General features: G+C 38.0%; 10 protein-coding genes and 2 pseudogenes. 7 read left to right on the forward strand and 5 right to left on the reverse strand.

Annotation, left to right across the window (positions count from 1 at the left end; translation table 11 throughout):
* Positions 1 to 39 precede the first annotated feature (39 nt).
* On the reverse strand, positions 40 to 1,797 hold the full coding sequence (gene argS / locus ACFIMM_RS00425; RefSeq protein ID WP_375627798.1) for an arginine--tRNA ligase: 1,758 nt from the start codon (positions 1,795 to 1,797) through the stop codon (positions 40 to 42).
* A gap of 30 nt (positions 1,798 to 1,827) precedes the next feature.
* The gene (locus ACFIMM_RS00430; protein ID WP_375638219.1) at positions 1,828 to 3,030 is read right to left on the reverse strand and encodes a deoxyguanosinetriphosphate triphosphohydrolase; all 1,203 of its coding nucleotides are present in this window, start codon (positions 3,028 to 3,030) and stop codon (positions 1,828 to 1,830) included.
* A 108-nt stretch (positions 3,031 to 3,138) separates the two neighbouring features.
* On the opposite strand from ACFIMM_RS00430, the gene ACFIMM_RS00435 reads away from it, so the two are divergent.
* The 5 genes from ACFIMM_RS00435 (at position 3,139) to glmS (ending at position 8,686) form a co-directional block, all read left to right on the forward strand.
* A complete protein-coding gene (locus tag ACFIMM_RS00435) occupies positions 3,139 to 3,462 on the forward strand; it encodes a HesB/IscA family protein (protein ID WP_375671866.1) in 324 nt (107 codons plus the stop codon).
* Positions 3,463 to 3,501: 39 nt separating this feature from the next.
* Positions 3,502 to 4,491 carry a carboxypeptidase regulatory-like domain-containing protein gene (locus ACFIMM_RS00440; protein ID WP_375638218.1) on the forward strand — a complete coding sequence of 330 codons (990 nt, stop codon included), beginning with the start codon at positions 3,502 to 3,504 and terminating at the stop codon, positions 4,489 to 4,491.
* A gap of 45 nt (positions 4,492 to 4,536) precedes the next feature.
* Positions 4,537 to 5,325, forward strand: coding sequence for a cytochrome c biogenesis CcdA family protein (locus ACFIMM_RS00445; protein ID WP_375675001.1), 789 nt, complete (start codon positions 4,537 to 4,539; stop codon positions 5,323 to 5,325).
* A gap of 14 nt (positions 5,326 to 5,339) precedes the next feature.
* Positions 5,340 to 6,689 (forward strand): bifunctional UDP-N-acetylglucosamine diphosphorylase/glucosamine-1-phosphate N-acetyltransferase GlmU, encoded by a 1,350-nt coding sequence (gene glmU / locus ACFIMM_RS00450; RefSeq protein WP_375692559.1) that lies wholly within the window; start codon positions 5,340 to 5,342, stop codon positions 6,687 to 6,689.
* Positions 6,690 to 6,862: 173 nt separating this feature from the next.
* Positions 6,863 to 8,686 (forward strand): glutamine--fructose-6-phosphate transaminase (isomerizing), encoded by a 1,824-nt coding sequence (glmS, locus tag ACFIMM_RS00455; RefSeq protein WP_375638216.1) that lies wholly within the window; start codon positions 6,863 to 6,865, stop codon positions 8,684 to 8,686.
* Between the two features lie 356 nt (positions 8,687 to 9,042).
* On the opposite strand, the pseudogene recG reads toward glmS, so the two are convergent.
* Positions 9,043 to 11,152 (reverse strand): annotated as a pseudogene (gene recG / locus ACFIMM_RS00460) (ATP-dependent DNA helicase RecG).
* Positions 11,153 to 11,554: 402 nt separating this feature from the next.
* Between recG and dnaE the strand changes: the two are divergent.
* A pseudogene (gene dnaE / locus ACFIMM_RS00465) lies at positions 11,555 to 15,024 on the forward strand (DNA polymerase III subunit alpha).
* Between the two features lie 191 nt (positions 15,025 to 15,215).
* Here the strand turns inward: dnaE and ACFIMM_RS00470 are convergent.
* Together ACFIMM_RS00470 and ACFIMM_RS00475 are read right to left on the reverse strand one after the other, a co-directional pair.
* The gene (locus ACFIMM_RS00470) at positions 15,216 to 16,463 is read right to left on the reverse strand and encodes an FAD-binding protein (RefSeq protein WP_375682504.1); all 1,248 of its coding nucleotides are present in this window, start codon (positions 16,461 to 16,463) and stop codon (positions 15,216 to 15,218) included.
* 52 nt (positions 16,464 to 16,515) lie between these two features.
* On the reverse strand, positions 16,516 to 16,764 hold the full coding sequence (locus tag ACFIMM_RS00475) for a zinc-finger domain-containing protein (protein ID WP_375611536.1): 249 nt from the start codon (positions 16,762 to 16,764) through the stop codon (positions 16,516 to 16,518).
* 325 nt (positions 16,765 to 17,089) lie between these two features.
* Here ACFIMM_RS00475 and ACFIMM_RS00480 point away from each other — a divergent pair, with 325 nt between their 5' ends.
* Positions 17,090 to 19,270, forward strand: coding sequence for an RNA degradosome polyphosphate kinase (locus ACFIMM_RS00480; protein WP_375692560.1), 2,181 nt, complete (start codon positions 17,090 to 17,092; stop codon positions 19,268 to 19,270).

The following is a 19,270-nucleotide window of genomic DNA, read 5'->3' on the forward strand; positions in this document are numbered from 1 at the left end:
ATCAATAGAGTACCTATTGTATGTATTTATAGAACTTTTTCAACGCATTTCTATGGGTGCTTCGACTCCTATGATGGTAAGCCCTGATGATAAAATATTGATAACAGCTTGTATCAATCCTAATCTTGCAAAGGATAACTCTTTATCATCAGGTTGAATAAAGCGTAAATTGAGATTTTCACTCCCTTTATTCCAATGGGTGTGAAAGCTGGAGGCAAGGTCATAAAGGTAAAACGCTAATCGATGCGGTTCTTTATGAATTACGGCCTGTTCAATGATACGTGGATATTCAGAAAGTTTGCGTATTAACAATATTTCATGGTCATCTGTTAATCGATGAAGATGGGCAATCAATGTATTATTTGAAAAGCTTTTAATATGAAGCGCTTCTTGTGCTTGACGAAAGACTGAGTGACAACGTGCACTTGCATATTGTACGTAAAAGATGGGGTTATCTTTTGATTGTTCTGTTACTTTTGCAAAATCAAAATCAAGAGGTGCTTCACACTTACGGTATAGCATCATAAAACGCACAGGATCACGCCCAACCTCTTCGACAACATCCCGTAGAGTGACAAAAGATCCTGCTCTTTTTGACATGCGTACAGGATGACCGTTGCGAAAAAGTTTTACCAATTGACACAAGAAGACACTTAATTTAGCTTTATCCCCAGAAATTGCTTTTGCCATTGCCTCTAGCCGCTTTACATAGCCCGCATGGTCTGCGCCTAGAATATAAATCATTTCATCAAAATGACGATTAAATTTATCCCGAAAATAAGCAACATCAGCAGCAAAATAAGTGTAAGAACCGTCAGATTTGACTAAAACACGGTCTTGGTCATCACCGACATTTGTTGAACGGAACAAAGTTTGTTCGCTTGGTTCCCAGTCTTCTGTATTTTGTCCTTTGGGAGGGGGGAGTTTTCCTTTGTAGATATAACCATTTAAAGTGAGGTCGTTGATGGTGTTACGAATGGCGCGTGCATTATCTGCATAAAGCATTCGCTCAGAGAAAAAGATATCATGATAAATATTAAGAGCAGCCAAATCTTCGCGAATCATGGACATCATTGCATGAATTGCACGTTCTTTCACAAGAGATAAGGCTTCATCTTTATCCATCGTGAGGAGTTGGTCACCAAACTCTTGAGCAAGCGATTGACCCAATGGTATCAAGTATTCTCCAGGATAGAGTCCTTCTGGAATTTCATTAATTTCTTGCCCAAGAGCTTCACGATAGCGCAATAGTACCGAATGGGCGAGGACTTCGATTTGTTGACCCGCATCATTGATATAATACTCTTTTGTAATGTTATAGCCTGTAAATTGTAGCAAATTGGAGAGAACATCCCCAACAACTGCTCCGCGGCAGTGTCCTACATGCATTGGTCCAGTGGGATTTGCTGAGACATATTCAACATTGACGCATTTTCCTTGTCCCATTGGAATACGACCATAAGAAGTGCCTAATTCAAGCATAGATTTTATAGCATCTTGCCAAAATAATTTTGTAAGCTTTATGTTTATAAAACCAGGACCGGCAACATCTATATTTTCGATAGAGGAATCATTTTTAAGAAGTTCTATGATTTTATCTGCAAGTGCACGTGGATTGATTCCAATAGATTTTGCAAGCACCATAGCAGCATTGGTTGATAAATGACCGTGGGAGGAATCACGCGGAGGATCAACAGTGATTTTTGATAAATCTAGATCTTCTCCATTTTTTCCTTTTATATCAGATAATTCAATTGATCTCTTAATTTTTTTTTCGAAGTTTTTAAAGATATTCATATTTAGCTTCCATGATGATGCCAAAAGCCATTAAACGAAATTATCTGTATGGTCAAATAAACGCTGATATTCACGTAGAGCGTAGTGATCCGTCATGCCTGAAAGAAAGTCAGCAATCAAACGTGCTAACTCTTGATTTTTTAAGTGCACTGTTTTGCTCTGCCAACTTTCAGGCATTGTATTTGGATTTTCATAATAACAATTGAATAATTTTTGTACAATGCATTTTGCTGCATTGCGACGACTAAGAACTTGTTCATGGTAGTAAAGATTTTTAAATAAAAAGTTTTTTAGTTCTTTTTCATAAACGGTCATTGTCGGTGAAAAGGTGACAATGGTTTGTTTTGCTTGGTGAATATCGTTTATGCTTGTTGGTTTGATGCGTGCTAAATTTTCTTGTGATTGTTTGATAACATCTTCAACCATGGTTGTTATTTGTCTTCGTACAAGTGTGTAACCGCGACGCGCTTGGTCGAGGTGGGGATGCTCATCTGTTATATCTTTTAATATTGCTGCTGTTAGTGGAACATGTTCAAATTGATCGAGTGTTAAAAATTGCGAACGTAGACCATCATCAATATCATGCGCATTGTATGCGATATCATCTGCAATAGCAGCACATTGCGCTTCTAGCCCTGCAAAACAATCGAGTGCAAGGTCTTGCTTTGCATTGTATTGTAAAATATCGATAGGAACCTCCTTATTCTTTGCGTGAGGACCTAAAAGGGGACCATTATGCTTTACAAGTCCTTCGAGGGTTTCCCATGTAAGGTTAAGTCCATCAAAATTTGCATAGCGCTGTTCTAGTTTTGTTACAATGCGTAATGCTTGTGCATTATGATCAAAGCCGCCATAAAGTACCATGGCTTCATTAAGAGCATCTTCTCCTGCATGGCCAAAGGGTGTGTGTCCAAAGTCGTGAACAAGGGCAATGGCTTCGGCAAGGTCTTCATCAAGACACAGGGCACGGGCTAATGTTCTTGCAATTTGAGAAACCTCTATGGAATGGGTTAGGCGAGTACGGTAATGATCGCTTTCATCAGCAATAAACACTTGCGTTTTATGTTTAAGACGTCGAAATGCATTAGAATGGATAATACGATCTCTATCTCGTTGAAAAGGTGAGCGTGTGGTGCTCATCGTTTCATGGTATAATCGACCACGGCTTGTTTGTGGATGAGCACTGTATACTGCTCGAGATTGGTAATTGAAGTTGATATTGCCTATATCCATTGCAAGCTGTCTATTATCATCTTAAAATTGAGAGTGGTTTATGAGAAATAAACTGCTCTTTGAGTGTAGGATACTCTTTCTTGATGGTTTAATGCAAGGATATATAAAATGAATGTGAAAATTTCAGATATTGCTGCCAAAAAAATTGCACAGATACTTTTGCGTGAACCCGATAAAATAGCATTACGTATTTCTGTTGAAGGTGGTGGGTGTTCTGGTTTTTCTTATAAATATGACTTGGTTTCTGAAATGTGTGAAGATGACCTCGTTCTCAAAAAAGACGGGGCAGTTGTGTTTATTGATTTACTATCACTTCCTTTTATGGAAGGAGCTGAGATTGATTTTGTTGATGATCTTATGGGGCAGTCTTTTCAAATCCACAATCCCAATGCTGTTTCATCATGTGGTTGTGGTGTAAGTTTCTCAATTTAAAATGATGGCTGTGTGATATTGTTTCTTGAAAAAAAGATCATGTTGATCAACAATGCAAAAATGGGTATTCTTATAAAAATAGTGCACCGATGTGTATGGTTGTGCGTGGCGCTTTCTTTATTGACTTGGAGCCACTGTGCTTTTTCTGAAGCAGGAGAAGGGCAAGATCAGCAGCAGAGACAATCAAGGAGTTTTATTGTAAAGACTCAAAAGCAGGAGAACGAAAACTTAGCATCTCAAACACAACTCATTTTGAATGCTCGATTAACAAATAGTCATCCGGATATTGAAAAAGGGCTTGTCTGGCGGGTTTATGCTCCTATTCTAGGGATTGATAATAAGTTACCATTAGTGGCAACCTATAAGGGGGGAAGTGCACGTTTTGATCTCGAACCAGGAAATTATCTTGTTCATGTCTCATTTGGTCATATGAGTGCTGTGCGCCATATTCGTTTAGAAAATGGGCAGAGTCTTGTAAAAAACTTTAATCTTGAGGCTGGTGGTGTCATTTTAAATGCAACACTGCTCAATGGCGTAATGAATGAAAAGGAACTCCGTTTTACCATTTATGAGGATGAAAAAGAAAATGATGATACGGGAGTAATTATATCAAATGTTAAACCCCAATCAGTTGTGCGTTTAAAAGCTGGCCGCTACCATGTTGCTTCCCATTATGGTTCTATTAATGCGACGGCTCGTTCGGATATTCAAGTGGATGCGGGTAAAATAACAGAAGTTACTCTTGAACATCAGGCCGCTCAGATTGTCTTAAAGCTGGTGCGACAAGAAAGAGGAGAAGCGCTTGCAGATACAAGTTGGTCTCTTGCCAATGATTCTGGTGATATCGTTTATGAAACAGTAGGTGCGTATGTTTCACTCGTGTTAGCGGAGGGAGAGTATATTGCAATTGCTAAAAATAAAGATAAAATCTATCAAAAAGTTTTTTCAGTCGTTTCTGGTCATGATGAAGATATAAGTGTGATAGCGAATGAAGAAAATATGCAGCGAGTTGATGAAGATGTGGATTGATTGTTGTTCATGGGGGGGTAAACTACGATGAAAGACGGGGTATGAATTTTGATTGAAATTTCAACAGTTGGTGTGTTTTTTGCTGGGGCACTCTCTTTTTTGTCACCATGCGTTTTGCCGTTAGTTCCTCCTTATTTGTGCTATATGGCAGGGGTTGGTATTGATGATTTTCGTTCAGAAAAGCCTGATGAGAAAGTCTTTATCCGGTGGGCTTTATTATCTTCTGTTATTGCTTTTGTTCTTGGGTTTACGACTGTTTTTGTTGCTTTAGGTGCCAGTGCTAGTACAATTGGGAAATTCATCGGTTATTATCGTGATTGGTTTGCCCTTGCTGCTGGAATTGTCATTATTATTTTTGGTTTAAATTTTTTGGGGATTTTCAAGATCGCTTTTTTATTTCGTGAGGCGCGTTTTCAGACCAAAAAAACACCTGCTGGTCCTTTAGGCGCGTATATTATCGGTTTAGCTTTTGCCTTTGGTTGGACACCGTGTATTGGCCCTATTTTAGGTCCTATTATAACGCTTGCTGGAACAAAAGAAACTGTGGGAGAGGGAGCTGTTCTCTTAGCGGTTTATGCATTAGGTCTTGCTATTCCTTTTATGTTAGCAGCTTTATTTTCGAGCAGTTTTATGCGATTTTTAGGAGCTTTTCGTATTCATTTAGGAAAAGTTGAAAAAATCATTGGTGTTTTTCTTATTCTTACAGGGATTTTGTTTTTAACAGGTTCTATGCAGGATCTTTCATTTTGGCTTTTAGAACATTATCCTTCGTTGAGTTATATTGAAGATATTCGTTGGCACAATATTATGATTTTTTTTGGATTTTCTCGTTAGTCTTATGTGTTTTTATGGTTAGAAGTTGTCTTTCTATTGTTCTTGCCGCAGGTGAGGGGACGCGCATGAAATCGTCTCTGCCTAAGGTACTTCATAAAATTGCTGGATTGCCTCTTATATGCCATGTTCTAAAACAAATAGAATTGGCAGGCTCTTCACAATTAGCGGTTGTTGTGGGATATGGTGCTAAGGAGGTTACGCACGTTGTTCAGTCATTTGTAAAAGATGTAATGATTTTTGAACAAAAAGAGCGTTTAGGAACTGCCCATGCTGTTTTGTCTGCTCGTTTAGCTTTGCAAAAGGAGGTGGATGATGTGCTCATTGTTTTTGGGGATACTCCTCTCATTCAGCAAGATTCATTGCACCAAATGCGTGCACAGCTTGCTGATGGAGCAGATGTTGTTTTTGCAGGTTTTCATACCAAACATCCAACAGGTTATGGGCGTCTTCTCGAGAAAAATGGTCAATTGATTGCAATTGTAGAAGAAAAAGACGCTAGCGATGAAGAAAAAAAGATTTCTTTTTGTAATGGTGGAATACTCGCTATGCGTGGAAAACATGCACTTTCTCTTTTAGAGAAAGTTGGTAATAATAATGTGAAAAAAGAATATTACTTAACAGATATTGCTTCTCTTGCAACACGCGAAGGATTAGATGTGCGTGTTGTTGAAGTTCCTTTTGAAGATATTGTAGGAATTAACAACGGTCTTGAGCTTTCTGAGGCTGATTCTTTGTGGCAAAAACGTAAAGCGCGCGATTTAATGTTATCGGGTGTTACACTCTTAAAGCCAGAAACACTCTATTTTTCTTATGATACAGAAATTGCACCAGGGGTGGTGATAGAACCAAATGTTTATTTTGGGTTAAACGTAAAAGTACAATCTGGTGCGGTTATTCATGCATTTAGTTATCTCGAAGGTGCTGTGGTTGGTAGAGATGCACAGATTGGTCCCTATGCACGTTTGCGTCCTGGAACAGAGTTGGCTAAGTCCGTAAAGATTGGAAATTTTTGTGAAGTCAAACAAGCTAAGGTAGGAGAATCTTCTAAAATCAATCATTTAAGTTATATTGGTGATGCCGAAATTGGTGCACATACCAATATTGGAGCCGGTACGATTACTTGCAATTATGATGGATTTAACAAATATAAAACCATGATTGGTGATCATGCTTTTGTTGGGTCTAATACGGCACTTGTTTCCCCATTGGTAATAGGGGATGGCTCTTATGTTGCTTCAGGAAGTGTTATTACTGAAAATATTCCTATGAACAGTATGGCTTTTGGGCGTGCACGACAGGTTATAAAAGAGGGCTATGCGACAAAATTTCGAGAGCGTTTGTTAGAAAAAAAACAGAAAAAATGATTATTTTCAGCTTATTCTTTTGTTTCGTGTTAATCTAACGATGGATGGAAGATTTATTCTTAAAGATTGCCGTATTCCATGTTTGAATTATTTTTATTATTTATAGTTTTAAATAAAGGCTGTTGGATTGTTTTGTAAAATTTGAATCTTAAGATGTGGGTTGGAGCTTTTTAATGTGTGGAATTATTGGAGTTCTTGGAAAGAGGTGTGTTACGTCCTCTTTGGTTGAGGGGTTAAAACGTCTTGAATATAGAGGGTATGATTCATCTGGGGTGGCAACGGTCCATAATGGGCATCTTTATCGTGTACGTGCTGAGGGGAAGCTTGTTCATTTAGAAGAAAAATTAAAAAAAACACCTCTGGAGGGAAGTTTAGGGATTGGTCATACCCGTTGGGCTACGCATGGAATTGCTGTTGAACGCAATGCGCATCCCCATGTGACTGAAAAGCTTGCGATTGTTCATAATGGTATTATTGAAAATTTTGTAGAACTGCAAAAGGAACTCATAGAGGATGGTTGTATCTTTGAAACAGAGACGGATACGGAAGTTATTGCACATTTAATAACGCGTGCATTAAAAGATGGTCTTTCTCCGCAAGAAGCCATACGTACCAGTTGGAAAAGGCTGCAGGGGGCTTTTGCTATTGCTCTTATTTTCGAAGGTGAAGATAACCTTATGATTGCGGCTTGTTCTGGTCCACCTCTGGCAATTGGTTATGGAAAAGATGAATTTTTTGTGGGGTCAGATGCCATAGCTTTGGCACCATTCGTTGATTATATTAGCTATATGGAAGATGGGGATTGGGCTGTTCTCACACGGGAAGGTGTTACAATTTATGATGCTAATAATCAACCGGTAAAACGTCCTGTGACGACATTACTTGAAGGGGCTTTATTGATTTCTAAGGGTAATCATCGTCATTTTATGCACAAGGAAATGTTTGAACAACCTGAAGTGATTTCTCATAATTTGGCGCATTATCTTGATCTTGGAAATTATGCGGTTCGACCGCTTGAGAATTTGATTGATTGGAAAAATATTCATCGGCTTCTTTTTGCGAGTTGTGGAACGGCATATTATTCAACCTTAGTTGCGCGCTATTGGTTTGAGAAATTTGCCGCTTTAAGTGTTGATAATGATGTTGCTTCCGAGTTTCGTTATCGTGAACCTCCTATAACGTCTGATGTGTTATCGCTGTTTGTTTCTCAATCTGGTGAGACAGCTGATACATTGGCTTCTTTGCGTTATTGTCGTGAGCGGGGTGTAAAAACAGCAACAATTGTGAATGTAGAGCAATCAACAATGGCAAGGGAGGCTGATTTTATTCTCCCAACACTTGCCGGACCGGAAATAGGTGTTGCTTCAACAAAAGCTTTTACCTGTCAATTGGCAACGCTTGCTTCACTCGCTCTTAGTGCGGCTAAACAACGTGGCTATCTCTCGGCTCAAATAGAAAAGCAACTGGTTCGACAGTTGGCAGAAGTTCCACGTATTTTAAATGAGGTCTTAAAATTAGAGAGAAAAATTGAATGTATTTGTCGTGATTTGGTGAATGCAAAAAGTGTTCTTTATCTGGGACGTGGAACTTCTTATCCGATTGCTTTGGAGGGAGCTCTTAAACTGAAAGAGCTTTCTTATATTCATGCTGAAGGTTATGCGGCAGGTGAATTAAAGCATGGACCAATTGCTCTGGTGGATGAGACAATACCCGTTATTGTTGTTGCACCTTATGATCGGTGGTTTGAAAAAACTTTTTCTAATATGCAAGAAGTGGTAGCGCGTAATGGTCGTATTATTTTAATAACCGATAAAAAGGGAGCAGAAGTAGCTTGTCTTAAGACTTTATCAACGATCACTTTGCCAGATGTTCCAGAATTTATTTCTCCTATTATTTATGCACTCCCTGTTCAGTTAATCGCTTATCATACGGCTGTTTTATTAGGAACAGATGTTGATCAACCCCGTAATTTAGCAAAATCAGTCACGGTTGAATAAAAGTATATTTCTGAATCTTTTGGAGAATAATCAAGTGTAAGAAATTGATTTATAATGAAACTTATTTTTTCATTTTTCTCTGTTGAACGAGAATACTGAAGAAAGGTTTTTTATTCCTAAATCCTTTACGATAAAACGAAAAATATTTTCTTACCTATCAAAAAATAGATCAGTTATGTGAATATAATGGTAAAAAAAGACGCAATATTGCTTCTACTGTTTTAATGCAGTTGATTTGTTATTCGTTCATGAAGCATAAAGATGGTAAGAGACTGCGTAGATCATTTATGGGTAATTCTAAGAGAAAATCATATTTGAACAGAGAGGTATTTAAGTTTTTTATTAGAGGGTTTTTGTTATCCTGCTCGTAAGAGGCGTGCAGCATCGTTGTGTCCGAAAAGATAAAGGAGCAACCGTAAAGCTTGTCCTTGCTCAGAAGAAAGATGAGGATCGCGTTGTAAAAATAAACGAGCATCTTTTCTTGCCATTGACAAAAGATCGCTATGAACTGCAAGGTTTGCTATATGAAATTCAGGGACTCCGGATTGTTTTGTACCTAAAAGTTCTCCTTCGCCTCGTAGGCGCCAATCTTCTTCAGCAATTTCAAAACCATCTTCTGTATTGCGGATAATATTAAGGCGTGTTGCTGCTGTTTTAGTCAGTGGATCTTTATAGAGCAAAATGCAGGAAGATTTTTTATCGCCTCGTCCTACACGTCCACGTAATTGGTGCAATTGTGAAAGGCCAAAATGTTCCGCGTGTTCGATGATAATGATCGAAGCATCTGGAATATCTACTCCCACTTCAATGACGGTGGTTGCAACTAAAATACGTGTATTTCCACATTTAAAAGATGCCATAGCGGCTTCTTTTTCTGCTGTAGACATTTTTCCATGGATCATACCAACGTGTGCTCCAAAGCGCTCATGGAGAAATGCAAAGCGGTTTTCAATTGAAGTGAGATCAAGAGCTGTCGATTCCTCTACTAAAGGACAAATCCAATAGAGCTTTTCTCCTTTTTCTAATGCAATTGCGATTCTCGCTATAAGCTCATGAAGACGTTTCAAAGAAAGCGTTGCTGTTGTAATGGGTTGTCGTCCCATTGGTTTTTCGGTAATTTTAGAGACATCCATATCACCAAAAGCTGTTAAGACAAGTGTGCGCGGAATGGGCGTGGCGGTCATAACCAGCATATCAGCTTTATTGCCTTTTTCTGTAAGAGCGATACGTTGATGGACACCAAAACGGTGTTGTTCATCGATAATGGTTAAAGCGAGATTATTATAAGTAACGCTGTTTTGTATGAGAGCATGAGTTCCGATAACAATAGAAACTTGACCTGACAGAATATCATTCACGATATTTGTCCGCAATTTTCCTTTTTCTCGTCCTGTTAAAAGCGTTGTTTGTAATCCGACCTTTTCGGCAAGAGGAGCGATGGTGGCAAAATGTTGCCTAGCAAGCACTTCAGTTGGTGCCATTAAAGCTGATTGTCCTGAATTTTCAGCAATTTGTGCCATTGCCATCAATGCAACAACAGTTTTTCCTGCGCCTACATCACCTTGAAGTAGTCTTAGCATTGGTTCTGGTGAAGCAAGATCATTTGCGATATCTTCTACTGCTTTTTTTTTGTCCGGTTGTGAGTTGAAAGGGGAGGATATTAAGCAATTTTTTAGTATAAATTCCTGTTGATGGTCGAGAAGTGCCAACAAGAGATTTAGTTTTCAAACGCACGAGTCCTAGTGCCAATTGACAAGCGAGCAATTCATCATAGGCAAGACGTTTGCGTGCTGTACTTTCTAAGGATAGATCATTGGGGTTAATGGGCGCATGGATACGGCGTAAAGCAACAGAAAAAGAAGGAAAATTTTGTTGCTTTTTTACATTTTCATCTATCCATTCTGGGAGGAGAGGAATAAAATCAAGAGTGTTTTGTATGGCGCGTCTTAGTGTCTTTACAGTTAGTCCTGCAGTAGAGGGATAGACAGGTTCGATGAGAGGTATCTGATTTGATTGTTCGCTTGGGGCAATATAGTCTGGATGCGCCATTGAAAGCTGTCCATTAAACCATTCAACTTTTCCTGATATAATGACTTTTTTTCCTTCGGGGAGTTGTTTTTTTAGCCAAAGAGGTTGAGCATGAAAAAAGACTAAATTTATTTTTCCTGTGTGATCATGGGCAATAACACGATAGGGAATTCGGTTGTGACCACGGGGTGGTGGTTGATGCTGATCGATGATAATTTCGAGCGTAACAGTATCTCCTTCTTTTGCACAAGTAATGTTGGGACGCATTCTGCGGTCTATAACGGAATGGGGCATTAATTGAAGAAGGTCAATAAGGGTTGCTTCGCGTTGTGTGGGATTAACATCTAAGAGTTTGGTCAATAAACCATAGACTTTAGGTGTAATACCAGAAAGAGTTCGGATAGAATTAAAAAGTGGGGTAAGAAGACTTGGAGGCATGAGCAAATTTAACCTGCCCTTTTTGTTTTTTCTAGACCTTTAGAAGAGCTTTTTGGGGATAAAGTCATAAAGACAAGGTTGCTTTATTTACACATTGAACTTTAGGAAGAGAAATTAATATTTAAAGAAAAATACAATTAAATGGTCAAAAATTAAAGTACTTAGATGAGGTATATTGTTTTTCTTTTTATTTTAGGTGTTTATTTGCTGTGAATAGAAGCATTTTCTTGATAGAACTCTCTTATAAATATTAATAAAATTGGGATATTGCTCCTATGTAGGATGATGAATTTATAGCTTTAAAGTTTGATGATGAACAGAAGTTTTTTCTTTTATAAGGGGTGCTGTTTAGCATTTATTTTGTAGTGGGAAATTGTGAGAGTGGTAAAAAATAAAATGCAAATGCAAGAGAACAAAAATTCTCTTCCTCGCTTTATTCATTTGAGAGTGCATTCAGCTTATTCCTTGCTCGAAGGGGCTTTAAAAATCCCCCAAATTATTCAACAGACGATTTTAGATCATGCACCAGCGGTTGCTATTACCGATACCAATAATTTATTTGGTGCTTTGGAATTTTCACAGCATTGTCTTTCTCATGGGGTCCAACCTATTATTGGTTGTCAGCTTACTGTTGATTTTTGTGATGAAAATGATCATTCACGTTTGGCTAAATGGCGTAATCCTTCTGATTTTTGCTCTATTGTTCTTTTGGCTGCTAGCGAAACCGGTTATGCTCATTTGGTTCGTCTTGTGAGCCGTGCTTATCTTGATAAGTGTGATACTGATCCTCCTCATATTAAAGCTGATTGGTTGTCAGAACACAGTGAAGGCATAATCGCTTTAACGGGTGGAAAGGGAGGACCTATTAATCTTTCTTTGGCAGAAGAGAAAAAAGAACATGCTGTTGAGCGCTTAATTTATTTGAAAAAATCTTTTGCTGATCGTCTTTATGTGGAGTTACAACGGCATGGCTCTTATGACCGGAGAGTAGAAGCTGATCTTATTGAATTGGCTTATGCGCATGAAATTCCTCTTGTAGCAACGAATGAAGCTTTTTTTCTGCAAAGAGAAGGGTATGAAGCGCATGATGCGCTGATGGCTGTTTCAGAAGGACAAATTGTCTCTAATCCAGATCGCAAACGTGTGACACCAGATCATTATTTGAAGTCACAAGATGAAATGGTTACACTGTTTTCTGATCTTCCAGAAGCTTTGGAAAATAGTGTTGAAATTGCATTGCGTTGTCATATTGCCTCGCCTCTTCGAAAACCGATATTGCCTCGTTTTATAGAACAATCTGTTAATTCAGAAACTACTTTAGAAATAGAAGATAGTGAGTTATTAAATCAGGCTAAAGATGGTTTGAAGATTCGGCTTGAAACAATAGGGTTGGCTGAAGGGTATACGATTGCAGATTATGAACAGCGGCTTGATTATGAAATTTCAGTTATTACGCGTATGCAATTTTCTGGATATTTTCTTATCGTTTCAGATTTCATAAAATGGGCAAAGGTTCATGACATTCCCGTTGGACCAGGCCGGGGTTCTGGTGCTGGTTCACTTGTTGCTTATGCATTGACGATTACTGATGTGGATCCCTTGCGGTTTTCTCTTCTCTTTGAACGTTTTCTGAATCCAGATCGTGTTTCGATGCCAGATTTTGATATCGACTTTTGTCAAGAGCGGCGCGAAGAAGTTATTCAATATGTTCAAAAAAAAAATATGGACGTGATCAAGTTGCTCAAATTATTACTTTTGGTAAGTTACAGGCACGTGCAGTTTTGCGTGATGTGGGGCGTGTTTTAGAAGTTCCTTATCGTCAGGTGGATTATCTTACAAAATTAATTCCTGCCACCCCAGGAAGTCAGGTAGAATTAGCAGATGCTATTAAGGATGAACCTAAATTTGAAGAAGAAAAGAAAAAAGATCCCGTTGTTGGACGCGCATTAGATATAGCGCTTCAGTTGGAGGGACTTTATCGTCATGCTTCAACTCATGCTGCTGGGATTGTTATCGGAGATCGTCCACTTTGGGAGCTTGTCCCGATGTATCGTGATCCTCGTTCTGATATGCCTGTTACACAATTTAACATGAAATATGTTGAACAAGCGGGGCTGGTAAAATTTGATTTTCTTGGATTAAAAACGCTTACTGTTTTGAAAATGGCAGTCGATTTTGTTGCCAGAAAGGGGATTAAAATAGATTTATCAAATATTCCTCTGAATGATGAAGCAACCTACGCTATGATGGCACGTGGTGAAACGGTTGGCGTGTTTCAGGTGGAAAGTTCTGGTATGCGCAAGGCGTTGATTGGAATGAAGCCAGACCGTATTGAAGATATTATTGCGCTGGTTGCACTTTATCGTCCAGGTCCAATGGAGAATATTCCAACCTATAATGCACGCAAACATGGGGAAGAGGAAATTGCTTCTATTCATCCTAAGATAGATCATCTGATCAAAGAAACACAAGGTGTTATTGTCTATCAAGAACAGGTGATGCAGATTGCTCAGGTTCTTGCTGGCTATTCGCTTGGAGAAGCTGATTTACTACGTCGTGCTATGGGGAAAAAAATTCATGCTGAAATGCAAAAACAGCGTACGCGTTTTGTCAATGGAGCTGTTGCAGGTGGCGTGGATAAAGATCAAGCTGATATTATCTTTGATCTTTTAGCAAAATTTGCCGATTATGGTTTTAATAAATCGCACGCTGCTGCTTATGCAATTGTTTCTTACCAAACGGCTTATATGAAAGCAAACTATCCCGTTGAGTTTTTAGCTGCTTCAATGACATATGATATGACGAATACAGATAAGCTCAATGATTTTCGGCGTGAAGCATTAAGGTTGGGTATTGAAGTTATTGCACCTTCTATACAAACATCTCATCGTGTTTTTGAGGTTGGTGATAATTGTATTTATTATTCTCTTGCTGCCATTAAAGGTGTGGGAGAAACTGTTGTAGATCATATTGTTTCTTGTCGTGGGAGTAAGATTTTTAAGGATTTGGAAGATTTTTGTGCGCGTGTTGATCCTCGTATTGTTAATAAGCGTGCGATGGAAAGTTTAGTTTGTGCTGGTGCTTTTGATTGTTTTAACATTGCACGTGAGGTTTTATTAGCCAATCTTGGAACCCTTCATGCGCGTGCACTTCGTATTCTCGATGACAATTCTAGCGGGCAGGTTGATATATTTGGAATGGCAGGCGGATTAAAAGAACCATTGATTTTATCGCAAACAACCCCTTGGTTGCCGGCTGAGAAACTTTATCGAGAATTTCAAGCTATAGGTTTTTACTTTTCTGCGCATCCTTTGGAGGAGTATCAAGCTATTCTGAACAAAAAACGCATTCAGACTTGGGGTAATTTTGCCAATGCCGTTAAAGGGGGAGCAACGGCTGCACGGCTTGCTGGAACTGTTGTGGCAAAAAACGTGCGCAAAACAAAATCTGGTAAAAAAATGGGAATTATTCATTTTTCTGATACAAGTGGACAATATGAAGCAGTTCTCTTTTCTGAGGCACTCTCGGATTATGAAGAGATGCTAGAACCCGGAAAATCTTTTATTATTACGGTGAGCGCAGAAAATCGTTCTGAAGGAGTTAGTTTGCGAATTGAAACAATTCAGTCTTTGGAAAATGAATCATTACAACAGCATAAAATGATGCGTCTCTTTATAAAAACAGTTGATATGCTTCCACAAATTGAACAAAATTTAAATCTTGGGGGGAATGGAGAGGTTGGGCTTATTTTAATTCAAGAGGATGGATTGCGAGAAGTCGAAATTGCACTTCCTAAGCGATATAAGGTAAATTCACATGTCGCAAATGCTATGAAATTAATTCAGGGTGTTGTTGATGTAGAATTGAGTTAAAGAAAGATTAAAGATGGGAGCTGATTTTGAGTGGTGTTTTTGCTTTTAGGAGAGCTAAAAATGGAGCTTTTAAAATCGGATTGTAGGTTTCGAAAAATATTGCTTTTATTAGAGTAAATTATGATATTTTTTAGTGTCATAAAATTAAAAAAATCTCGTTCTTTCGTAATATTCAAAGTGCCGGAAGAATTTTATAAGTTTTTATCATTATTTTTTATAGAATTCATCGCATCATACATGTAAAGCCAATTGAGATTTGACATAATGCTCTCTGGTGTACGAATTTTCATCATGAGATTGCGTGCAATTGCTATGGGACCGGTTGCGTGATAGGCTAATCTATTGAAATCTCCGCGTTTTTTTACTGCTGCAATACGCGGGGTGCGTGTTGTTTCGTAAAGCGAAAGTGCTTTCGTTAATGAAAAATCTTTCAATGAAAGTGCTTTTGCTAATGTGGCGGCATCTTCGATTGCCATAGCGGCACCTTGTGCTGCAAAAGGTAAGGCAGCATGTGCGCAATCGCCAACAAATACTTGTCTCTCTAAACCGATAAAACGATTTTGTTTCATTTGAAAAAGTGGCCAATAACTCCATTCATCAATATGATCGAAGATTTGTAAGATTTTTGAATTCCAATCTTTAAAAAGAGATTTGAGTTTTTCTTTATCTCCTTTATGGGCCCATCCTTCTTTTGAACTTTCTCCATGCGTAATGGCGACAAAATTAAAAATTTTTTCTGACGATTGAATGGGGTAGACAACAAGATGATTTTTTGGTCCCATCCAAGCCGTAATTGTCTTCATATTTTGCAATGAAGAACGAAAGTTTTGAGGAAGATTATCAGATGTTGTTGTTGCACGCCAAGCAATAAAGCCACTAAAATTTGCTTTTTCATGAAAAGGAGATTGTTGCCGTAATGTTGACCAAACGCCATCACATCCGATCAAGAGGGGCGTTGAATAAAGCTGTTCTGTTGCCGTATCTGTTTTTATTGTCGTGATTTTAATGTTGGTTGCCGATTGGGTAGAAGATACAATCGTTTCGCCTGCTTTGTATTTGATCAAAGGATTTTCAATCACTGCATTATATAAAATTTTTTGTAAAGCCGCGCGGTGAATCGTCATATAAGGGGCTTTCCAATATTTTTCTGTTAGATTAATAAGATGAGCCCGTAGATGTATTTTTAAAGATAATCCATCTTTTAACTCAAGAAAATATGGGATTGTCGCGACTTCAGTGAGTTTGTTAAGAAGTTTCCAGCGAGCAAGAATAGATGTTGCATTTGGTGTCAGTTGAATACCAGCGCCTATCGTTTCAAGTTGCTTACACTTTTCGATAATGGTGCTTGCAATTCCTTTATGAGCGAGTGCTAAAGCAGTGCTTAAACCAGCAATTCCTCCTCCAACGATGATGGGTGATTGTTCCACAAATGATTTCATATTAAACAAGCAGAATTAAAAGAGGGGTTATTAAGAAAGCCAAAAAACGCAATTATAATAGCTTTTCTGGATGATATAAGCATCCTGTTGGGTTTGTTTGATCGTATGATAGCGAGGGAACATAACGATAAAGGGTTGAGCAGTAAGGGCAAATTTTCTCATCTGCTGCTCCCATATCGATAAAGATATGAGGATGATCGAATGGGTGTGTAGCGCCTACACACATAAATTCTTTCACACCAATTTCGATTGTTTTATATCCAAGGTCATTTTGGAAATGAGGAATATTGTGATCAGCCATGGCATACAAACTCCAGAATAAATTTTCTCATCAGCTATGATTGGGCTCTTCTATTTTATAGGCGTGAGTTTGTAATAAAGCGTATAATAATGCAAGATGCTTTTTAAGACAAATTTCTCTTCTTTTATGCTATATTAGAATAGTTGTCTTACTTTTAGTGCTTTGCGCATAGCAATAATTCCAAGTACTTTTAAATATTAAATGGAAAAATGATGAGGGAAGTTAGGCATTGATATATTATTATGATGATAACATATTATCAAATGTTATGTGAGATATTTCGTCAAGGATTTTAGAAAATATAAAAGAAAATTATTTAGGATATATGGAACAGAGGGTGGTAGATAAAATTTCTATATCGAATATAACAATGAAAAATCCGGTACGATTTATTAATCGAGAGTTTTCATGGCTACAATTTAATAATCGTGTTTTGATGGAAGCGGCTAATTCGAAACATCCTTTATTAGAACGTCTACAATTTCTTTCTATTTCAGCTGCAAATCTTGATGAGTTTTTTATGGTTCGTGTTGCAGGACTAGCAGCTCAAATTCGTGCTCGCGTTACAGCGTGCAGTGCAGATGGGCACACTCCACAGGAACAACTTGATATTGTATTAGCTGAGATTTCAAAGCTGCAGGCTCACCAACTACGAGAATTGAATGTTTTACGTGATGAATTAAAAAAGAATGATATTGAAATTATTTGTTCTGATGATCTTTCAGAAATTGAAAAATCATGGCTTGAAAAATATTTTCTTGAGACAATTTTTCCTGTTTTAAAACCTTTACCTGTTGATTCTACTCATCCTTTTCCATTTATTCCTAATTTAGGGCTTTCTATTGGGCTTCAATTGTCTGGAGAAACTGATCAGAATTCACACACAGTGTTGTTGTCTATTTCAATGCTTTTAAGGCGTTTCGTTCTTCTTCCTCAAGAAGGTAATCATTTTCGTTTTATCGCATCTGAAGATGTTATTTGCCTTTTTATTAAACATGTATTTCCTAACTATGAGGTTAAAGGAATTGGTACATTTAGAATAATCCGAGATAGCGATATTGAAGTAGAAGAAGAAGCTGAGGATCTTGTTCATTTTTATGAAACTGCTCTTAAAAGGCGGCGCCGTGGGCAGGTTATTCGAGTTGAGTTTGACGCAAAAATGCCAGAGAGTTTACGCCAATTTATAGCGAATAGTCTCGCTGTTCCTGATAATTGTATTAATGTCCTTGACGGATTTTTAGCGCTTAATACGGTATCAGAAATTGTTTCTATTCCCCGCGATGATCTTAAATTTATTCCTTATATTTCTCGTGTTCCAGAATGTATTCGTAAACATAAAGGGGATTGTTTTGCGGCTATTCGTGAAAATGATATTGTGATTCATCACCCCTATGAGACATTTGATGTTGTTGTCCAATTTTTACGTCAAGCTGCTTGCGATCCTGATGTTGTAGAAATAAAACAAACACTTTATCGTACATCAAATGATAGTCCAATTGTTGGCGCTTTGATTAAAGCAGCTGAACAGGGAAAGTCTGTGACTGCTTTGGTAGAACTTAAAGCACGTTTTGATGAGGAAGCAAATATTCGTTGGGCCAGGGATCTTGAATGTGCTGGGGTTCAAGTTATTTTTGGTTTTATTGCATTAAAAACGCATGCTAAGATGTCATTAGTTGTGAGACGTGAGGGAAAACGTCTTCGCTCTTATGTTCATCTTGGAACAGGAAATTATCATCCCATTAATGCTAAAACTTATACCGATCTTTCTTTTTTTTCCACGGATGATGATATCGCTCATGATGTTGCGTTATTATTCAATTATATTGCGCAATATGAGCGTCCAAATGAAACAATGAAGATTGCTTTTTCACCCTTAACACTGCGTGGTCGTATCTTAGAGCATATTGAGGGAGAAATTGTTCATGCACAACAGGGAAGGTTTGCTGCTATTTGGATGAAAGTTAATGCATTGGTTGATCCTGAAATTATTGATGCTTTATATCGTGCCAGTCAAGCAGGGGTGCAAATTGATTTGGTTGTGCGGGGGATATGTTGTTTACGTCCTGGTATTCTAGGAATTTCGGATAATATTCGTGTAAAATCAATTGTCGGGCGTTTTCTTGAACATAGTCGCATTTTTTGTTTTGGGAATGGTCAAGATTTGCCTAATGAAAATGCACTCGTTTACTTAGGCTCTGCTGATATGATGCCTCGTAATTTGGACTATCGTATTGAAATATTGGTTCCGGTTTTTAATAAAATAGTGCGTCAAAAAATTCTTTTACAGATTATGTTAGCTAATATCATTGATAATCAACAAAGCTTTGATATACTTAAGGATGGAACATCAAAACGTATTACACCGCAGATAGGTGAAAGTCTATTTAATGCGCAGGAGTATTTTATGGCCAATACAAGTTTTGCGGGGGAAAATGAGTCTTTTGAGTCTTCTGTTTCGCGCTTGGTTGCGTTGCATCGGCAACAAGCCGAAATACATAAAGACTAA

Origin of the sequence: Bartonella sp. AP258QHHD, assembly GCF_042196145.1 — a bacterium.
Taxonomy (GTDB): Bacteria; Pseudomonadota; Alphaproteobacteria; order Rhizobiales; family Rhizobiaceae; genus Bartonella.